Raw genomic sequence first — 16,857 nt, forward strand, 5'->3', positions numbered from 1 at the left:
CGTTATGGCTAGTGATATTGGGTCAGTACAGGCGGATGGCGACCAGTCTAAACGCGTTCATCGATGCAGTGGCTTCTCGCCTGCGGTCGGCGTGATATTCGTAGGGCTTGGAGTTGGTATCGGATAGGCACTCGATTGGTACGTGGTCAACCTCGATTTCGACTCGCTGTAGTCGGGCTACTCTTCCCCGATTGCCTTCAGGTCGAGTCGTGGTGCGAATGATTCGTACGCATCGTCACTCGAAACGATTGTATCACTGTCGGATTCGACAAGATGTAGGGCATCGAAGGGAGTGAATCCGTGGTCTTCGACGTAGGTTGCTGCGGCCATGACCGTGTCCACGTCACCGCGGATTTCCATGAGTGCTGCAGCGTTCGTGATGACTCGCTCTGTATCCCGTTCCTCACGATAGGCGACCATGAGGAGTTCGATGAGCGTGAATTGAGACGTCCAGAGTTCGTCTCGGTGGTTGTGATACACCTTCTCTGCAGCGTCACCGAGCCAGTCTTCGTCCTTGATGAGTGCCAGAAGGAAGTCGGTTTCAGCGTACATTCAGGGTCCGGCCTCGTCCAGCGCCGCATTGCGGGCTTCGTCGCGGAGTTCAGTTGCTGTCTTCTCGACGTCTGCGAATTCAGAACGCAGGGCAGCAAGCGGATCTTCGTCAATTGGAACCAACTTGAGACCATCGTGAAGTTGAACGATGCGATAGCGCTCCCCGTAGCGCTCCCTGATTTCTTTCGGAAGCGTGAGGCGGCCACGACCGTCGAGTGTTGCCTCGGACATAGTCGTGTTTATGGTGGGAAAGTATAAGAGATTTCCCCAAATTCAAATAGTTACCCATCAGTGCTGACGTACAGGTACTCCAGCTCTCGTAACCGGTCTGGGAATACGTCGTGAAATCGAGCCATCCGATTGACCCCAACATCGATTTTTCCACAATCGGTTTCCCGCAGGTGATTTCACGGTTTCTGTGAGGAATCACCGAACGTCGAAATTTCGCCAAAACCACCCTCCCGCAAAGCGGTAGTATGGGCGTTGAGTCAGTTGCTTTCGAGGGATTTTCGGGTTCACAATCGGCAAATAATCCGGAAGGGGAGAGAATACAGAGTGAGTGACCTGAGTGTGGAGAAAAGAGCGTGGAATTGCAGTGGAGCAAGTTAGAAATCCAAATTGGCTATAGCAGCGTTGAAACCCGAGTATTCAGGCAATAATCCGAGTGTGGAAATACGGCGTGGCCACTCAATTGTGGCCGTCAAACGTGCGTCCGAAGTTCCACAATCGGTTTCAGTCGTGCGGTTTTGGGAATTACCGTCAGTCGACAGGCGAGCGTGTCTGTAGAAGAGGGAGCAATGGGATTCTCGAAACCCGGAAAGAAACGGATAGAACAGCTCTACACTCGAAATTCGAAATCTCGATTTCTCTATTCCTCCCGCGACGACAGGCTCCACACTCAGACCAAAACGCCAACCACACGCCTTCTAGCGGGGTTTCAGGCCGATTGTGGAACTCGCCTCGCTGGTCGAGCGACCCGCACTGGCGCGTTCGGCTGTGTTACGGGCTTGGAACCGAGTGTGAGAATCGGTACTCGTTCTCCGACGAAAGGCCCGCCTGTGTGTCGCTCCCTGAACGGTCGTTAAGTGTGTCTTCGAACTTCCCGTAGGCCAGGTACGGGCTGTCTCTCAGCCGGTGTAGCCCCAGAACTGCTCGTAAATGATTCGCTCCGGCGGGACCCCCATCGATTGCAAGATTTCCCACAATCCGCGCACCATCCCGGGGGTGCCACAGAGATAGAAGACAGGAGCCTCTAACTCGTTCACGACGGCTTCGATCAGGGCTCTGTCGACACGCCCTCTGCGCCCCGTCCACTCGCTTCCTTCGGGTTCGCGGGTGAGTGTGTGAATGAGTTCGAACTGTGGGTTCGACTCGACGAGCGCGTCCAGTTCATCTCGATAGGCGATTTCATCTGCGGTTCGATTGCTGTAGATGAGGCGGACGGGAATATCGAGGTGTTTGTCGCTCGCGTACTCGGCCATGCCTTTCAGGGGGGTAATGCCGATGCCGCCGGCGATGAGGACGGTGTCCCGCTCGGGGTTCAGAATGAAATGGCCGCGAGGACCTTCGACCAGGACCTCGTCTCCGGGTTCGAGGTTCACGAACGCCTGCTTGAAAGGACTATCTGAGACACGGACGCCGTATTCGAGAGAGTCTCGGGTTGGCGAACTGGCCAGCGACATGGGTCGAGAGTCGTCGAATCTCGCCGAGCCTTCGGACGTGCGCAGCGAGAGTCTCGTGAACTGAACCGGTTCGTACACGAACTGGGGGTGGCGGCTGGTGCGGATGTGGTGGCTCGTCGGCGTCAAGGGTCGAGATTCCAGGACCTCGGCGACGAACGCAACGCCGTGTTCCGTTTTTCGAAGTGAGCTGTCGTCGTTCATTAGGCTAGAATAGCACACCGAGGAGGAAGGACCTGTCTCAGACAGCGGCGTGGAGTCTCCTACCCGACAAATTCGAGAAGCTCATGGCATGGAGTTGGACATCGCCGTTCAACGAAAGAACGAAAACCGACAGCCGGTCCCTAGGTCGACGACGGATGACCCGTCGGTTTGTCACTCGCAGATTGGTCGTCGAGTGGGTCTTCGAGTTCGCCGACGACGGCTTCGAGCGCGTCGGTTGCGGTCACCAGTCCGACGACGTCGCCGTCTGCGAGCACCAGGGCTAACTCCTGGCGTTCGGCCTGGAACTTGTCGATGGCATCACTGACAGTGGTTTCCGCCGAGAGCGTCATCGGCGGGGCGGCAATGTCGCCGAAGGTGACCTCCTCGTCGCGCAGTGCGTCGATGTTGTCGAGCACCTGCGGCACGTAGACGATGCCTTCGACGTCGGCGGGTGATTCCCCGACGAGCGGATAGCGGGTGTGGGGCGTCTCAGAGACCCGTTTGAGGTTTTCGGTGACAGATGCGTCGGTCGAAAGGAACACGATGTCCGATTCGTCGACCATCACGTCCCGGACTTCGAAGGTCCCGGCTTCGAGTGCGTTCAGCACTTCGTCGTGGCGCTCACCTTTAATGTCCCCCTGTTCGAGGAGTGAACTCATGCGGTTTCGAAGTTGGCTCCGAGATTCAATGACGTCGGTTTCGGCTTCGAGCCACGCGCCAGACATCTCGATGCCGAACAGCTTGAGCGTCCACTTCGCGACCATGTCGCCCAGTTTGATAATCGGCGAGATGGCGACGTAGAACCAGTGGAGGGGGGCCGCACCATAGCGACAGACGAAGCGAGAGCGTTCGACGCCGAGGTACGTTGGCGTCTGTTCACCGTGGGTGAGGTGGATGAGGTTGATGATGAAGTACGCGATGAGCGCACCAGCGCCGATATTGGCGAGCACCGTGCCGCCGAACAGCGGCTCGAAGATGGCGGCGAGTGCCGGTTCGGCGACGATACCGACCGCGATGCTGGAGGCGGTAATGCCCACCTGGCACGTCGTCAGGTAGAGTTCGAGATCGTTGGTCATCTCCCAGGCCCGCTCCAGCTTGGGATTCCCGTCGATGAACTCGTCTTCGGTGAACTGGCGAGCGCGGGTCAGCGCGAACTCGATGGCGACGAAAAAGCCGTTGGCGAGGATAAGCAGGACGCCCGCCAACAGGCGAATCCAGATCTCGATGGCGTTCATTGGGTGGATGTTTCCTTCTTTCCGGAGATAGTAGTATGTGTCGACCTGCTCGGAATTTTAAATAGTTTGTTGTCAGAAGCGCATGTTTCGTAGTATTGAATGTCAGATTGACACAGAGTGAAGGTACGTTTTTATGTGGACGCGTGAACCATGTAGCAAAATGGTGAGTCGAGACGTAGACGACCTTGACCGACGCATTCTCGCACACTTGCAATCGGAGGCACGCCACACCTCGTCCAGTGACATCGCAAGCACGCTCTCGGTTTCTGCGAGTACGGTTCGAAATCGGATTCAGCAACTCGAAGCCGCTGGGGTGCTTCGCGGCTATCATGCCGACGTTGATTATGAGCGGGCGGGATATCAACTGTTCACACTCATCGTCTGTACCGCCCCGATTCCAGACCGTGGCGAACTCGCGACCGCGGCCGCGGGAGTCGATGGCGTCGTCGAGGTCCAGGAGGTGATGACGGGCGAGGCGAACGTGCTCGTCCAGGCAGTCGGCGTCGATGGCGACGACCTCACGCGAATCGGCGAGGAACTGGACGAGCTCGGTCTCCAGGTTTCAGACGAAGACTTGATTCGGAGCACTCACCGAAGTTCGTTTTCCGGGTTCGAAGAGACAGACGAATCGTAGGGCCGTCGGAAGCAACGTGTCGCCCACCAATCTATTTCAGCGCCGTCCGGGAATCGTGAACCGATGACTGGAAGCGACGAGACAGTCGGAGCCACAGTCCACGAGTTCGCCACGCGATTCGGCGAGCAGTCATTCGAAGAGGCCGTGGAGTTGCTCACTGAAGCCGGCCGCGAGCAGGTCGTCGCCGCCTTTCCCGACGAGTTCCAGCAGGGTCCACTCGACCCCACGGAAGCCCTCTCCGAGTACTGGTGGGGACTGTACGGTCAGCACGGCGAGTTCGAAGGAATCGGTGCAGTGACCGTCGGAGACGGAGTGGCCGAGGTGGAACTCTGCTTTGCTAACGGGAGCGAAACGGCCACCGTCGAATTCGAGGGGGACGAGGTCACAGCCTTCTCGTTTTCGCCCGCGTACGAGGTTCCCGAGTACGTCGACCGCGAGGCGTTCGCAGAACACGACGTGATCATCGACGCCGGAGACATTGACCTTGGAGGTATTCTCGCCGTACCCGAGGGCGACAGGTCGTTCCCGGGCGTTTTGCTCGTCCACGGTCACGGCCTCCACGACCCGGACGGGACAGTGGGTGCCTCGAAGATTCTCAAGGACGTCGCGTGGGGGCTCGCAAGCGAGGGAATCGCCACGCTCCGGTACGAAAAGCGCCTGTTCGACCACGAAGTCGCGGACGAGAACTACACGCTCGACACCGTCGTGACCGACGATGCGGTCGCGGCGCTTTCGAGGCTCGCCGAGGCCGAGGAAATAGACGCAGGCAGGGTGTTCATCGCCGGGCACAGCCAGGGTGGCATGGTCGCCCCGCGAATTGCTGACCGGTTCGAAGACTGTGCCGGCGTCATCTCGCTCGACGGCACCCCGGACTCGATGGTCGACCCGGACGGCCTCGCGTGGCTCCGATACAGCATGGAGATGGACGGCGAACTCGACGAGGAACAGGAAGCCGAATTCGAGGAGATGCGCGAGACGTTTCGGCGTCTCGAAGCCGACGAGTACGACGATGACGAAACTATTCTGGGAAAGCCTGGCGTGTGGCACCGGAGCCACCGCGACTGCGACCCGTTGGTCACCTCCTCCGGGCTCGATTCGCCCGTATTCGTCCTGACGACGAGTCGGGCAGACGAGAAACTGCAGCCGGAACTCGCCGCGTTTCGTCGACAGAAATTCGAAGTGTGGCAGGATACGGACCTCCCACCCGGAAGCCGAGTCGAATTCTATGAGCACGTCGGTCACTACTTTCAGCACGGACCGACGCCCGTGGCTCCGAGCACGCTCTACTTCGGCGGGAACGTCGCCGGATACGTCGTAGCGGACCTCGTCGAGTGGATTCACGGCGTCTGCGACGACTGACACTCTTGTCGGAGGGCTACTGGCCCCAGTCGGCGTCCGAGAACGACATCCCGTCTGACTGGATGTCGAGATACAAGCTCCGCGCACCGTTTTCGGAGATGGTCCACTCGTAGGTCTCGTCGTACGTGTCCGCGACGACGACGCGAATGTCGTAGGTGCCCGCCATCTGCAGTGGGTTTGGGACCTGCTGGACGTCGCCTGCCGTGAGAGTGAACGACGCTTCGAAATCCGCCTGCTCGCCCGTGCGGTGGACGGCGCTTACCGTGACCGTGTGGTCGACCGCTGCGCTGTTTTTGATGTTCAACGTGGCCGGGTCGGACGCAAAGGCGTCCAGACAGCCGGCCGAGAGAGCCACAAGCGTGGCACCGGAGAGCCCGAGAAACGCCCGTCGGGAAGGGTAAATCGTCACGAAGGTTGAAACGACCGGCGAGAAGATATAGATTGAGTTACATCTAACAGCGATTTCACGATACGTGTTGGCACAGAGCCGTATCGAAAATGTTAATTCATAAACACTACGTGCCCGTCCTCCGAATCCTCCCCCAATGTCCAGCCAACCCTCCAAATCGAAAGTCACACGGGAGATTCGATGAGCCTCCAGACAGTCGCGAGAAAAGAGTACCACCAGTGTCGAGGCTCGCCAGCGGTTCTCGGGACGGTGAGCCTGTTCTTCCTCTCGGTCGTGTTCTTCGCCGCGATTCAGTGGGTGCCCAAGATTGGTCAGGTTGGGTACAGCGGCACTCCGAGATTCACCCTGGCGCTCATCAACAGCCTCGGACAACCGGGGGCGATTTTCGTTCCGATGCTTGGGTTACTCGTGGGCTATCACACCATCGCTGGTGAGCGTGAAAGTGGCGCGCTCAAGATGATGCTCGCACTGCCGCATACCCGACGGGACGTCGTGTTCGGGAAGTTCCTCGGACGGGTCGCCGTCGTGATGGCGGTTACAGCAATCGCCGGCCTCGCCGTGGGCGTCATCGCGCTGGTGACCTACGCCGCCTTCGATGTGAAATCGTTCGTCATCAATACGACCATCTGGGTACTCTACGGGTCGGTGTACGTGTCCATCGCGGTCGGCTTTTCGGCGTGGATGGAGTCGAAGCGAAAAGCGCTCGTCGGGACGGTGTCGCTCTACGCGCTGTTCATGCTCGGCTGGGACGCGCTCATGTTCATCCTCCAACTCATCTTCATCGGGCCGACGCTGCCCCAAGGTGCGCAACTTCCGGACGTGATACAGTTCGCCGGCGTCCTGAACCCCGCGCGGGCGTTCATGTTCGCCAGTCGGTCTGCGCTCCCGGCGTACTACGAACTCACGGTCTACTCCGAGTCGAATGCAGCGTTCCTGCAGGACTGGATTGGCTTTCCCATCCTCGCGGTGTGGGTCGTCGTTCCGCTCTCGCTTGGCTACCTGCGATTCAGGGCGGCGGATATTCACTGAGGAGGTCGGCCGATTGCCCGCGCCAGAGAGATTTTAAGCCACCAAGGGCTTACTTCGGGTGTGGCGTCCCCGTTCGATGTCCTCGGGATAGAACCAGGTGCAGACGATTCGACCGTCGTGCAGGCGTATAGACAACGCGTAAAGGAGACCCATCCAGACCGCGGTGGCTCGGTCCGCGAGTTCAAGGCCGTCCAGACCGCCTACGCGAAGATTCAAAACGGCTACGACCCCGAAGACGAGGAAGCAGAAGAAATCGAGACAGAACCGGTCCGCGAGGAGCGCCCGGAGACCCGCGTCGAGTACCTGAACTACGAGGTGTTTGACGACTTCGGCTGGGACATTCACGACGAAGACCTCTTCGAGAAAGCTGCGGAGACGAACCTGAACCCCCGCGATTACGGTCGGCTGCTCGCCCACCCCCGGGATGCGCTTTTAGAGAGCGTCGAGGAGACGGGCTTCGCGTGGCCCTTCGCGTGTCGCGGCGGGGCGTGTGCAAACTGCGCCGTCGCGGTGGTCGAAGGCGACATCGAGATGCCGCCCAATCACGTCCTCTCTGAGAACATGATGGAAAAGGGCATCCGCCTCTCCTGTATCGGCACACCCTGTACGGACGAGTTGAAAGTCGTCTTCAACGTCAAACACCTCCCCGGCCTCGACGAACTCAAACTCCCCTCCCAGCGGTTCGACACCGTTCGGGCGGAGGAATGAGCGATTCCCTGTTTATTTCGTACTATTGTTACAGAAATTATTATTGCCGGTCGGCAAGTAGCCACGCGTACGACATGAAAAATACCGACGACGTCGGCCTGCTACTCGTCCGGCTTACGCTTGGACTCGTGATGGTCGTCCACGGGAGTGGAAAACTGTTCGCCGTTGGCCCCGTCGCGATGCCGCTTGGCCAGTTCGAGGGCTTCCTGGCCTCGATGGGTGTGCCGCTCGCCGGGCTCGTCGCCGTGGTAGTCGCGGTGGTCGAGTTCCTCGGCGGTGTGCTGCTCGTCGCCGGGTTGTTCACGCGGTACGCCGCCCTCGGCGTCGCAGGCGTCATGTTCGGCGCGACGGTGCTCGTCCACCTGCCGAACGGGTTCGCCAATTCGAACGGCGGCGTCGAGTTCACGCTCGTGTTGACCGTCGTGGCGCTCTCGCTGGTCGCGATGGGGCCGGGGGCGTACTCCATCGCTGAACTCGTCTTCGACGGCGAGTATCACCCTTCGGTACCGTTCGCGAACTAGTCCGCTTCGTCGTAGCTGGTCGAATCACTGATGTGGCGGTGTAACCCGTAGAGGAACGGCGCGCCGAGGACGACAGCCGTTCCGCCGGTGAGGACCTTGCCGAGCGGAGAGAGCACGGGGTCTGGCCCGTTGCCGACGATGACGACGCCTCGCATTCCCTGTTCGCCGTAGGCTGAACACTCATATTTGCTCAGTCCGTGGCCGTCGAATTCCACTGCGAATCGGTTTCCTTGACCAGCGAGCAGGTCACTCTGATACCCCAGTTCCGGGTCAGAGACATCGTACTCGTTCTTGCCAACCCACTCCCAGATGACCGTCGTGCCGGGGTCGACGTGGATGGCAGCAGGTTCGAATGCGAACGCTCCACCGTTACCGTCTGCACCGACCTCGACTGTCACCGTCGACTCGCCGCGCAGGTCCGTGATACTGTCGTAATTATCGGTTCGAGCGAGCCAACCGTCGAACGTTTCAGCGGAGCGCGTCCCGCTCGATGAACTACTACCCGCGACAGACCCAAGGGAAACCGCCCCGTCACCGACGACGAGCACGCCCCGCATTCCCATCATCTCGTGAGGAGCACAGACGTACCGGTGTTCGCCCGTCGTGACAGGGGTGAATTCGTAGGTTTCACCCGGTTTCGTGTAGAACTCCGATTTGAACGCACCGTTTTTCGCGACCACGTTGTGCATCCCACCCTCGCCAGACCACGTCCAGACGACCGTCGTCCCCGGGTCGACGCGGACGGCGGCGGGTTCGAAACCAAACGACCCACCGTTGCCGGCTGAACCGACGATGATTTCGACCGACGGTTCCCCGCGGCGGTCGACGAGTTCGGTCACGTTGTCGGTGTTGGCGAAGAACGTCGCGAGGTCGTCTTCGGCCGCTGAGGCTGGTCTCGCAAGCAGACCCGTACCTAATGTACTGCCGATAGCAAGTCCCGCCGTCATGGTGAGGAACCGTCGGCGGTCGATGCAGTCTCTGGGGCGGTGGAGTTCAGTGGTCATCGATTTCACCCCTGGTACCCTGCATAGTCCATCACGCTGCGGAAGATATCGGTATCCATCGCGTCCGTGTAGACGATCGCGGTCAGCATCCCGCCGGGGTAGCTGTCGCCGTTGCGAATGTGGTCGACCTTGTGACAGTGAACCGGATAGATACCCGGGTCTGCATCGGCCTCGAACTCGATAGTGTAACGCTCTGCTGGAGCCACGTTGACGACGTCTTGCAGGAACTGCAACGGCTCCGGCATTGGACTCCCGTCTTTTTCGACGATTTTGAATCGGTGATTGTGGACGTGCAGCGGGTGGCTCATGAACCCCGCGTTCACCCAGTGGACGCGGACCGTGTCACCGGGTTCGACGATGAGTGGTGACCCCGTCTCGGGGTGAAACGTCGCGGGTGCGGATTTCCCGTTGATGGTGAACGCGTCTCCGTGTCGGTTCGAGAGCGAGTACTGGACGTTTTCGCCACCGTGCTGGCGCGAGAGGCGGGTATCCCATTCCTTGACGGTCATGAAGTACTCCTTGTCAGCCTCCTCGTACCCCTTCGGGTCAACCCGAAGGATGCCGTACATGCCCATGTCCATGTGCATCGGCGTCTGGTAGTGGCAGTGATAGAGGTGCGTGCCCGGGACGTTCGCAGGGATGGTGTAGGTGTGCTTCTCGCCGGGCATGACCGTCACGCCGGTCGTCGTCGGGACACCATCGTTTTCCCACGTCTTTCGCACCCCGTGGAAGTGCAACGTGTGGGGCATCTGCATCTCCGAGTTGTCGAGCGTGATTTTCAGTTCCGCACCCTCGGTGCACCGGAGAATAGGGCCAGGGACGCTCGGAACGCCATCGTCCGCCTGAAACGCCCAGACGACAGGGAGCGTGATGGGGCCGTTCATCGTCTCACCAGGGTGGATGTGATGGCGAGCCATCACGGATTTAATCGTGACCGCGTGGCCCCGTTCGTCTAAGTTTACGACCTCGGGTTTCCCGGTCTCCGGGAGGTCGAGGTTCAGCCCATTCTGTGAACCGGAGAGCGGGACAGTTCGTACCGTCGGCTGTGAGATAGTCGTGCAGCCAGCGGTCGCAAAGAGACCAGCGCTGCCGGTTGCGGCGAGGAATTTTCGACGAGAGATTCCGGTTCCGGGGGCACCGATTCTGTCACTCATACATATAGTTCTTTGGATGGATATGTCTTAACCGATGAAACTAATTCTCACGAGGTGAGAATCAAGCAACACGAACCACAATCAGTGCGGGGAGTACGCCGGGTACGAGAACGGTTGGACAGGACAGACCCATTCGTTCAAACCAGACGATTGCACAATCCCGTCGCCGGCTGTCAATCGAAAAGGCGCGGGCCCTGCGATGAACAATACATTAATCTAGCAGTGTGCGGATTTTGACGGTATATGGTGCGAAAATCGTTCTGGGAGGACGACGCGCCCGCTGTGCAGGAGATACTCGATAGTCTGGACGACCCGGCATGTCGAACGCTCATTCGACGGTTGACGGAACCGATGACTGCACGAGAACTTTCCGATGCGGCCGACGTACCGCTTTCGACGACGTACCGAAAACTCGAACAACTCAACGACGCCTCGCTGCTAGCCACACAGATGAAACTCCGGCAAGACGGACACCACCAAACGATGTACCATACCGCGTTCGAGGAAGTTTCGATTTGGCTCGACGAAAACCGAGAATTTGACGTTTCCATCGTCCGTCCGCCAGCACAACCGGAGGAACAGCTTGCATCGATGTGGGCGGAAATGCGCAGAGGAACATGAGTTCACTCATCCCAACGGTGGTCGTGGCCCTGAAGACGATTACGCTCGTCCTCGGCAGCCTCATCACCTACTTTGCGTACAGAGCCTATCGACGAACCAACGCACCGCCGCTTGGGGTACTTGCACTCGGATTTGCTATCGTTACAGTTGGGGCTCTTGCTGCGGGTGCAGCCCACCAAGCGTTCGGATTGGACTCAGGAATCGTCCTTTCGATCGAGAGCACGCTCACGACCGCTGGCTTTGGGATAATTCTGTACTCACTCTACGCCGAGTGAGGTTGTATCGTCCGCACGAGTATACCAGGGATTCGAGAAACAAATCCACGACAGGACTCGGAGCAGACGTCAGAAAATCGAAAAAGCAGAAACGGTGCGCTTTAGCTGAAAGTAGGCGCTAAGCCCCCTTCCTCAAGGAGCGACCAAAGGGAGCGAGTAGGGAGGGGATACAGCGTTCACGAGAGCTTTACTCTCGTGTGCGAACGAGACGCGACGCGTCTCGTCAACGCCGCACGAGTGTCAAACACGTTCGACACTCGTCCCACAGGCCCACGCAATCGTAACTGCTTTGTGCATACAGTGAATACAATGCATACGGTGAAACGAACCACAATCACGCTCCGAGAGGACCAACACGAGTGGGTTCAGGAACACCACCTGAATCTCTCGTCGTTCATCCGCGAGCGACTTGACGAGTACATCGAGGAACACGAGTAGCGAATGTACTACGCCTACAAGTACCGTCTCAAGCCGTCCGACGCCCACCGAGAGGAGTTGGACCGCCACCGAGACATTTGTAGGCAACTCTACAACCACGCGCTCTACCGCTTCGACCAAATACCCGAGGACGCAGGCACGCTCAATCAGCGTGTTCGGTCCATCCGAGACGAGATTCCATCCCTGAAAGAGTGGTGGGACAGCCTCTCGGACGTGTACTCGACAGTTCTACAAACAGCGGTCATGCGAATCGAGCAGAACGTCAAAGGACTCTCCAAACTCAAGGAGAATGGCTATCGCGTTGGTCAACTCACGTGGAAGCCGCCACGGGAGTTCCGCAGTTTCACGTACAGTCAGTCTGGCTTCAAGCTCGACAAGAAGGGCGGTCAGACTGTCCTATCACTCTCGAAACTCGCGGACGTACCAATTCGGCTTCACCGAGATATTCCCGACGACGCGAAACTCAAGCAGGTCACGGTCAAGAAGGAACCGACGGGCGAATGGTTCGCTACGTTCGGCGTCGAAACCCCTGACGACCCGCCTGCGAAACCCGAGAATCCCGAGAAGTGCGTCGGTATCGACGTTGGGATTCTCACGTACGCCCACGACACCGACGGCACGGCGGTCGGATCACTCGACCACTCGGACGAACGTGAACGCTTGGAACGAGAGCAACGGAAACTCTCGCGGAAGGAACACGGCTCTGCCAACTACGAGACACAACGGCGTCGGGTCGCGGAGTGTCACGCCGACCTCCGACGGAAGCGCCGCGACTTTTTGCACAAACTCTCGAACTACTACGCAAAAGAGTACGACCTCGTAGCGGTCGAAGACTTGAACGTGAAGGGGATGATGCAGTTCAACTCAAACTCGCGTAACCGAGCATCCGCCGCATGGAGCACTTTTCTTCGGATGCTCGAATACAAATGCGAGCGAGAAGGAACGCACTTCATCTCGGTTGACCCACGAAACACGACCAAAGAGTGCGCCGCGTGTGGAGTGAAAAGCGACAAGCCATTGTGGGTCCGTGAACACTCCTGTCCCTCGTGTAGCTTCACCGCAGACAGGGATTGGAACGCGGCGTGGAATATCCTTCGGCGTGGAATCAAGCAGTTAGGAGCGGGACGCTCCGAATCAACGCCTGTGGAGACTGCGCTCCCTACGGGAACCACTTCGGTTCCTGCAAAGCGCGTCTTGGAAGCAGGAAGCCCCACCCTCAAGCGCGAGTCGCAAGACGAGCGGTAGGGTGGGGTAGTTCACCCGAGGATGTAGTCCAAGGCGGGGTACTTCTCGATGAGAGCCGTGCCATCGATCTCGTAGCGCTCGACAAACGCGTCGAGGCCGAGGATGCGACCCGCACCGAACGCGGCCACCGCGAGGAAGACCAGCATGTACATGAAGTCGCTGTTGATGAACCCGTGGGCCATGTTCCAGTTGCCGAAGTAGAACATGAGCATCATGAACGCGCCGAAGAACGCCGCGAGGCGGGTCAGGAGGCCAACCATGAGGCCAAGGCCGATGAACACTTCACCCCACGGAACCGCGACGTTCACAAAGTCGACGAACCAGGGCGTCTGGCTCATCCAGAGGAACATTCCCTCAAGGGGATTTCCGTTTGCTGCGGCGACGTTTCCGAGATATCCTGCGGCGCTGAAGCCGTTGAGAACCTTTTCGAGGCCGGTGTAAAGGAACGCGAAACCGATGACGAGTCGGAGCGCGAGGACGAACCACGCGCTGAGGCTGTGGGCTTTCCCGGTGACGGTGACGCCAGCGATCTGGCTCTCGAACGTGTTAGGGGCGTTGATGGACATTTTATTCACCTTACAATTAAACGAACGTGTGGAAATCCGATATAAGCGCGGTGTGATTCCCAGATTGCGAGAATCGGCAGGTAGATACCGATTTACGGCGAAACGGAACGTTTCGACTATCTTTACCGTTTGCCCGGTCGTAAACAGATAACCGCATTGACAGAGAGGCGAACGCGTTAGTGTATAGATACTTTTGCCCCTCCGGGTCGTACCATCGCAGTATGGGTGCGAGAGAATCACTCGAGATGGAGGTCGACGAGCGAGACGAGTTCCTCGGAACTGGTGGGACGGGAGTCATGTCCTTCTCGACGCCAGCCAATGAGGCCCCCCACTCGATACCGGTCTCGTATGGCTACGATGCGAGCGAGGAAACCTTCTACTTCCGGCTCGCTGTAAGCCCCGAGAGCAGGAAGCAGCGAATCGTCAATAGTGTCATCTCGTTCGTAATCTACGGCATGGACGGCGACGGGTGGAAGAGCGTCATCGCAAGTGGAAAGCTTGAGGAGACGACCGACGAAGCGATCGCCACAGAAACGCTCCAGGGCCTAGAGCGCGTCACCATCCCGCTCGTCGATTTCTTCGGAAAGCCGCCGGGAGAGATTCACTTCGAGTTCTACCGGCTGGTACCCGACGAACTCACCGGGCGAAAAGAATCGAAAACGCCGGTCTGAGGGTCGCTGTCGTCCCTGGAGTTGCTTTGCTAGCCTTGCAACCTGCGTTTTCTGCGGCGAATCCATCCATCGATACCGTTCTCCGGCTGAGACCGAACAGGTGTCAGATAGTTTTCCGGTAGCAGAACAATTTTTGTGACCCTCTGCGCAGGTGAAACGCACGTGACATCCTTGCCCGCCCTAAAGGGTAGGGCTTCCCACACAGTGGGCACCCGGCCCGGTGCCGGTTCGGTTTCGGGGCGTCGCGTCCCGAGGCTCGGACGGCAGGGCCCCTGCCTTGCCTCGGAGTGCCCCGTGGTGCTGTCACGGGCACTCCCATCGCCTGACGTGTCATTGCCGTCCGGTTTCATAGGACGACTCTCACCTCGGGCGTCATCCGGCGGGGAACCGGACGAAGTGGTTCGAGTGTGTCGCGCGACACACGCACAGCGTGTGTCACCCTCACAAACAGACTCATGCACGATAAAGATTCCAGGTCGGGGTCCAGCCCGGCCACTGACGGCAGTTGCACAGTCGTTAGTCGCATTCCCTCCCGGCCTTTAGGCCGGAATTCCCTGCTTGATTAAGATGGACACGGGGAGGAATCAACCGGCGAACACGTCTTCTGTGCCCGGTGAGTGGGTGGACCCGAAAGCGTCGTTCGTCGCCCAGGCGAACGTCGCAGACCCGTCGATTTACGAGCAGTTTGCGACGAACTGGCCTGCGTGCTGGCGCGAGGCGGGCAACCGCCTCGACTGGGACGACCCCTACGACGCGGTTCTCGACGACAGCGACGGGTTTTGCTGGTTCTCTGGCGGAACACTGAACGCCTCGTACAACTGCCTCGACAGACACCTCGAAGCCGGGCGGAAGAACCAGGCCGCACTCACCTGGGAGGGTGAACTCGGCGAGACGGAGACCTACACGTATCAGGCACTCTATCGCGAAGTAAACGCCTTCGCGGCGGCGCTGCGCGACCTCGGCGTCGAGGACGACGACGTGGTGACCCTCTACATGCCGATGATTCCCCAGTTGCCCATCGCCATGCTGGCCTGCGCTCGCCTCGGCGCGCCACACTCGGTAGTGTTTGCGGGCTTTTCGGCCGACGCGCTCGCGACCCGGATGGCGGAATCGGGCTCAGAACTCGTCGTCACCTGCGACGGCTACTATCAGCGCGGCAACGCCATCGACCTGAAGAGCACGGCGGACAACGCCTGTCTCTCGGTTCCACAGGAGGTCTCGCAGGTCGTCGTCAACCGCCTCGGCAACGAGGGGCACCGTGGCCACCACTGGCACTACGACCAGCTCATCGCCACCCACGAGGGCCAAACGGTGGACCCGGTTCCCCGAGACGCGACGGACCTCCTCTTTTACATCTACACCTCGGGGACGACGGGCGAACCGAAGGAGGTCAAACACACCACGGGCGGCTATCTCGCACACGTCGCGTGGACGGCACAGACGGTACTCGACCTCGAACCCACGGACACGCACTTCTGTGCCGCAGACATCGGCTGGATTACCGGCCACTCCTACATCGTCTACGGCCCGCTCGCCACGGGCGCAACGACCGTCCTCTACGAGGGAACGCCCAATCAGGCGGACAAAGACCGCCTCTGGAAGATAATCGAACGAAACGCGGTGGACGTCTTCTACACTGCGTCCACGTCGATTCGAACCTTCGTCAAGTGGGGCGAAGAACACCCCGCGAAGTACGACCTATCGTCGCTGCGCCTGCTCGGGACGGTCGGCGAGCGAATCGACGAAAGCGCCTGGCGCTGGTACGCAGAACACGTCGGCGGTGGCGAGTGCCCCGTCGTGGACACCTGGTGGCAGACCGAAACGGGCGGTATGATGATAACCACCCTGCCGGGGGTGGACCCAATGAAACCGGGGGCGGTCGGTCGCCCGCTGCCGGGCATCGAAGCGGAAATCGTGGACGCCCGCGGCGACCCCGTCGAACCCGGAACGCCGGGTCACCTCCGCATCACGAAGCCCTGGCCCGGAATTCCCCACGGCTTTTGCGACGAGAGCGAGCGCGTCGTCGGCGCGGACGACGAGTGGTACTACGTCACCGGCGACCGAGCGGTCGAGGCCGACTACATCCAGTTGCTCGGCCGGGCCGACGACGTAGTCAACGTCGCGGGGACGCGAATCGGAACCAAAGAAATCGAATCGGCCATCGTGGACGTCGAAGGCGTCGCCGAAGCCGCCGTCGTCGGCGGGAGACGAAACGTGGAGGGACGGACCATCCACGCCTACATCACCCCCGAGCAGAACGTCGTCGGCGACGACCAGCTCGCAGCGACCATCCGCGAGGCGGTGATGGCGTCCATCGGCGAACTCGCGGTTCCAGAGCGAATCACTTTCGCCCCGGCGCTCCCGAAGACCCGGTCGGGGAAGATAATGCGCAGACATCTCGCGGCCATCGCCAACGGCGAGCGCCTCGGCGACACCAGCGCGCTCCGGAACCCCGAGGTGGTCGGCGAACTCGAATCGATCGTCGAAGACCGATGAGTTCGGATATTTCGAAAAGGACGAAACGAGAGTGTGAATTCGAGTGGAGAAAGTCGA

At 59.5% G+C, this 16,857-nt stretch carries 18 protein-coding genes; 10 read left to right on the forward strand and 8 right to left on the reverse strand.

The features are described from left to right. Window positions 1-177: 177 nt before the first annotated feature. The 4 genes from P0648_RS00740 to P0648_RS00755 form a co-directional block, all read right to left on the reverse strand. Entirely contained in the window at window positions 178-552 is a 375-nt protein-coding gene (locus tag P0648_RS00740) for a PIN domain-containing protein (protein ID WP_276246159.1), read from the reverse strand. Beyond that, window positions 553-783 carry an AbrB/MazE/SpoVT family DNA-binding domain-containing protein gene (locus P0648_RS00745; RefSeq protein WP_276246158.1) on the reverse strand — a complete coding sequence of 77 codons (231 nt, stop codon included), beginning with the start codon at window positions 781-783 and terminating at the stop codon, window positions 553-555. An 896-nt stretch (window positions 784-1,679) separates the two neighbouring features. After that, window positions 1,680-2,435, reverse strand: coding sequence for a ferredoxin--NADP reductase (locus tag P0648_RS00750; protein ID WP_276246157.1), 756 nt, complete (start codon window positions 2,433-2,435; stop codon window positions 1,680-1,682). Between the two features lie 140 nt (window positions 2,436-2,575). After that, entirely contained in the window at window positions 2,576-3,670 is a 1,095-nt protein-coding gene (locus P0648_RS00755; RefSeq protein ID WP_276246156.1) for a hemolysin family protein, read from the reverse strand. Between the two features lie 160 nt (window positions 3,671-3,830). Here P0648_RS00755 and P0648_RS00760 point away from each other — a divergent pair, with 160 nt between their 5' ends. Next, window positions 3,831-4,304 (forward strand): Lrp/AsnC family transcriptional regulator, encoded by a 474-nt coding sequence (locus P0648_RS00760; RefSeq protein ID WP_276246155.1) that lies wholly within the window; start codon window positions 3,831-3,833, stop codon window positions 4,302-4,304. Window positions 4,305-4,367: 63 nt separating this feature from the next. Then, window positions 4,368-5,663: an alpha/beta fold hydrolase gene (locus P0648_RS00765; protein ID WP_277504892.1), complete on the forward strand. Its 1,296-nt coding sequence runs from the start codon at window positions 4,368-4,370 to the stop codon at window positions 5,661-5,663. Between the two features lie 16 nt (window positions 5,664-5,679). Here the strand turns inward: P0648_RS00765 and P0648_RS00770 are convergent, their stop codons facing one another. Beyond that, the gene (locus P0648_RS00770) at window positions 5,680-6,072 is read right to left on the reverse strand and encodes a FixH family protein (RefSeq protein WP_276246153.1); all 393 of its coding nucleotides are present in this window, start codon (window positions 6,070-6,072) and stop codon (window positions 5,680-5,682) included. 180 nt (window positions 6,073-6,252) lie between these two features. On the opposite strand from P0648_RS00770, the gene P0648_RS00775 reads away from it, so the two are divergent. From P0648_RS00775 to P0648_RS00785, 3 genes are all read left to right on the forward strand, one after another. Continuing rightward, the gene (locus tag P0648_RS00775; protein WP_277504893.1) at window positions 6,253-7,101 is read left to right on the forward strand and encodes an ABC transporter permease subunit; all 849 of its coding nucleotides are present in this window, start codon (window positions 6,253-6,255) and stop codon (window positions 7,099-7,101) included. A gap of 60 nt (window positions 7,102-7,161) precedes the next feature. Next, a complete protein-coding gene (fer, locus tag P0648_RS00780; protein ID WP_276246151.1) occupies window positions 7,162-7,809 on the forward strand; it encodes a ferredoxin Fer in 648 nt (215 codons plus the stop codon). 74 nt (window positions 7,810-7,883) lie between these two features. Beyond that, the gene (locus P0648_RS00785; RefSeq protein WP_276246150.1) at window positions 7,884-8,330 is read left to right on the forward strand and encodes a DoxX family protein; all 447 of its coding nucleotides are present in this window, start codon (window positions 7,884-7,886) and stop codon (window positions 8,328-8,330) included. Here the strand turns inward: P0648_RS00785 and P0648_RS00790 are convergent. Continuing rightward, window positions 8,327-9,334, reverse strand: coding sequence for a halocyanin domain-containing protein (locus P0648_RS00790; protein WP_276246149.1), 1,008 nt, complete (start codon window positions 9,332-9,334; stop codon window positions 8,327-8,329). The two genes, P0648_RS00785 and P0648_RS00790, sit on opposite strands and share 4 nt — an antisense overlap. A 5-nt stretch (window positions 9,335-9,339) precedes the next feature. After that, window positions 9,340-10,488 (reverse strand): multicopper oxidase domain-containing protein, encoded by a 1,149-nt coding sequence (locus P0648_RS00795; protein WP_276246148.1) that lies wholly within the window; start codon window positions 10,486-10,488, stop codon window positions 9,340-9,342. Between the two features lie 243 nt (window positions 10,489-10,731). Here P0648_RS00795 and P0648_RS00800 point away from each other — a divergent pair, with 243 nt between their 5' ends. From P0648_RS00800 to P0648_RS00810, 3 genes are all read left to right on the forward strand, one after another. Next, window positions 10,732-11,109, forward strand: a complete 378-nt coding sequence (locus P0648_RS00800; protein WP_276246147.1) for a helix-turn-helix domain-containing protein — start codon at window positions 10,732-10,734, stop codon at window positions 11,107-11,109. Then, window positions 11,106-11,384: a hypothetical protein gene (locus tag P0648_RS00805; protein ID WP_276246146.1), complete on the forward strand. Its 279-nt coding sequence runs from the start codon at window positions 11,106-11,108 to the stop codon at window positions 11,382-11,384. The genes P0648_RS00800 and P0648_RS00805 overlap by 4 nt, the downstream gene beginning before the upstream one ends. A 441-nt stretch (window positions 11,385-11,825) precedes the next feature. Next, entirely contained in the window at window positions 11,826-13,067 is a 1,242-nt protein-coding gene (locus P0648_RS00810) for a transposase (protein WP_276246145.1), read from the forward strand. A gap of 11 nt (window positions 13,068-13,078) precedes the next feature. Here P0648_RS00810 and P0648_RS00815 read toward each other — a convergent pair whose 3' ends face one another. Beyond that, a complete protein-coding gene (locus P0648_RS00815) occupies window positions 13,079-13,633 on the reverse strand; it encodes a DoxX family protein (protein ID WP_276246144.1) in 555 nt (184 codons plus the stop codon). 221 nt (window positions 13,634-13,854) lie between these two features. On the opposite strand from P0648_RS00815, the gene P0648_RS00820 reads away from it, so the two are divergent. Next, a complete protein-coding gene (locus P0648_RS00820) occupies window positions 13,855-14,304 on the forward strand; it encodes a pyridoxamine 5'-phosphate oxidase family protein (RefSeq protein WP_277504898.1) in 450 nt (149 codons plus the stop codon). A 567-nt stretch (window positions 14,305-14,871) separates the two neighbouring features. Continuing rightward, window positions 14,872-16,800, forward strand: a complete 1,929-nt coding sequence (gene acs / locus P0648_RS00825; RefSeq protein WP_277504899.1) for an acetate--CoA ligase — start codon at window positions 14,872-14,874, stop codon at window positions 16,798-16,800. Window positions 16,801-16,857: the final 57 nt, after the last annotated feature.

Origin of the sequence: Haladaptatus sp. DYSN1, from assembly GCF_029489995.1 — an archaeon.
Lineage (GTDB): Archaea > Halobacteriota > Halobacteria > Halobacteriales > Halococcaceae > QDMS2.

Excerpts from the sequence above, each read along its gene's own strand:
- P0648_RS00750 (WP_276246157.1), bottom strand. The coding sequence starts at position 2,435 with ATGAACGACGACAGCTCACTTCGAAAAACGGAACACGGCGTTGCGTTC.
- P0648_RS00765 (WP_277504892.1), top strand. The coding sequence starts at position 4,368 with ATGACTGGAAGCGACGAGACAGTCGGAGCCACAGTCCACGAGTTCGCC.
- P0648_RS00820 (WP_277504898.1), top strand. The coding sequence starts at position 13,855 with ATGGGTGCGAGAGAATCACTCGAGATGGAGGTCGACGAGCGAGACGAG.
- P0648_RS00815 (WP_276246144.1), bottom strand. The coding sequence starts at position 13,633 with ATGTCCATCAACGCCCCTAACACGTTCGAGAGCCAGATCGCTGGCGTC.
- P0648_RS00805 (WP_276246146.1), top strand. The coding sequence starts at position 11,106 with ATGAGTTCACTCATCCCAACGGTGGTCGTGGCCCTGAAGACGATTACG.
- P0648_RS00800 (WP_276246147.1), top strand. The coding sequence starts at position 10,732 with ATGGTGCGAAAATCGTTCTGGGAGGACGACGCGCCCGCTGTGCAGGAG.
- P0648_RS00795 (WP_276246148.1), bottom strand. The coding sequence starts at position 10,488 with ATGAGTGACAGAATCGGTGCCCCCGGAACCGGAATCTCTCGTCGAAAA.
- P0648_RS00775 (WP_277504893.1), top strand. The coding sequence starts at position 6,253 with ATGAGCCTCCAGACAGTCGCGAGAAAAGAGTACCACCAGTGTCGAGGC.
- P0648_RS00760 (WP_276246155.1), top strand. The coding sequence starts at position 3,831 with ATGGTGAGTCGAGACGTAGACGACCTTGACCGACGCATTCTCGCACAC.
- P0648_RS00740 (WP_276246159.1), bottom strand. The coding sequence starts at position 552 with ATGTACGCTGAAACCGACTTCCTTCTGGCACTCATCAAGGACGAAGAC.
- P0648_RS00810 (WP_276246145.1), top strand. The coding sequence starts at position 11,826 with ATGTACTACGCCTACAAGTACCGTCTCAAGCCGTCCGACGCCCACCGA.
- acs (WP_277504899.1), top strand. The coding sequence starts at position 14,872 with ATGGACACGGGGAGGAATCAACCGGCGAACACGTCTTCTGTGCCCGGT.
- P0648_RS00755 (WP_276246156.1), bottom strand. The coding sequence starts at position 3,670 with ATGAACGCCATCGAGATCTGGATTCGCCTGTTGGCGGGCGTCCTGCTT.
- P0648_RS00790 (WP_276246149.1), bottom strand. The coding sequence starts at position 9,334 with ATGACCACTGAACTCCACCGCCCCAGAGACTGCATCGACCGCCGACGG.
- P0648_RS00745 (WP_276246158.1), bottom strand. The coding sequence starts at position 783 with ATGTCCGAGGCAACACTCGACGGTCGTGGCCGCCTCACGCTTCCGAAA.
- P0648_RS00785 (WP_276246150.1), top strand. The coding sequence starts at position 7,884 with ATGAAAAATACCGACGACGTCGGCCTGCTACTCGTCCGGCTTACGCTT.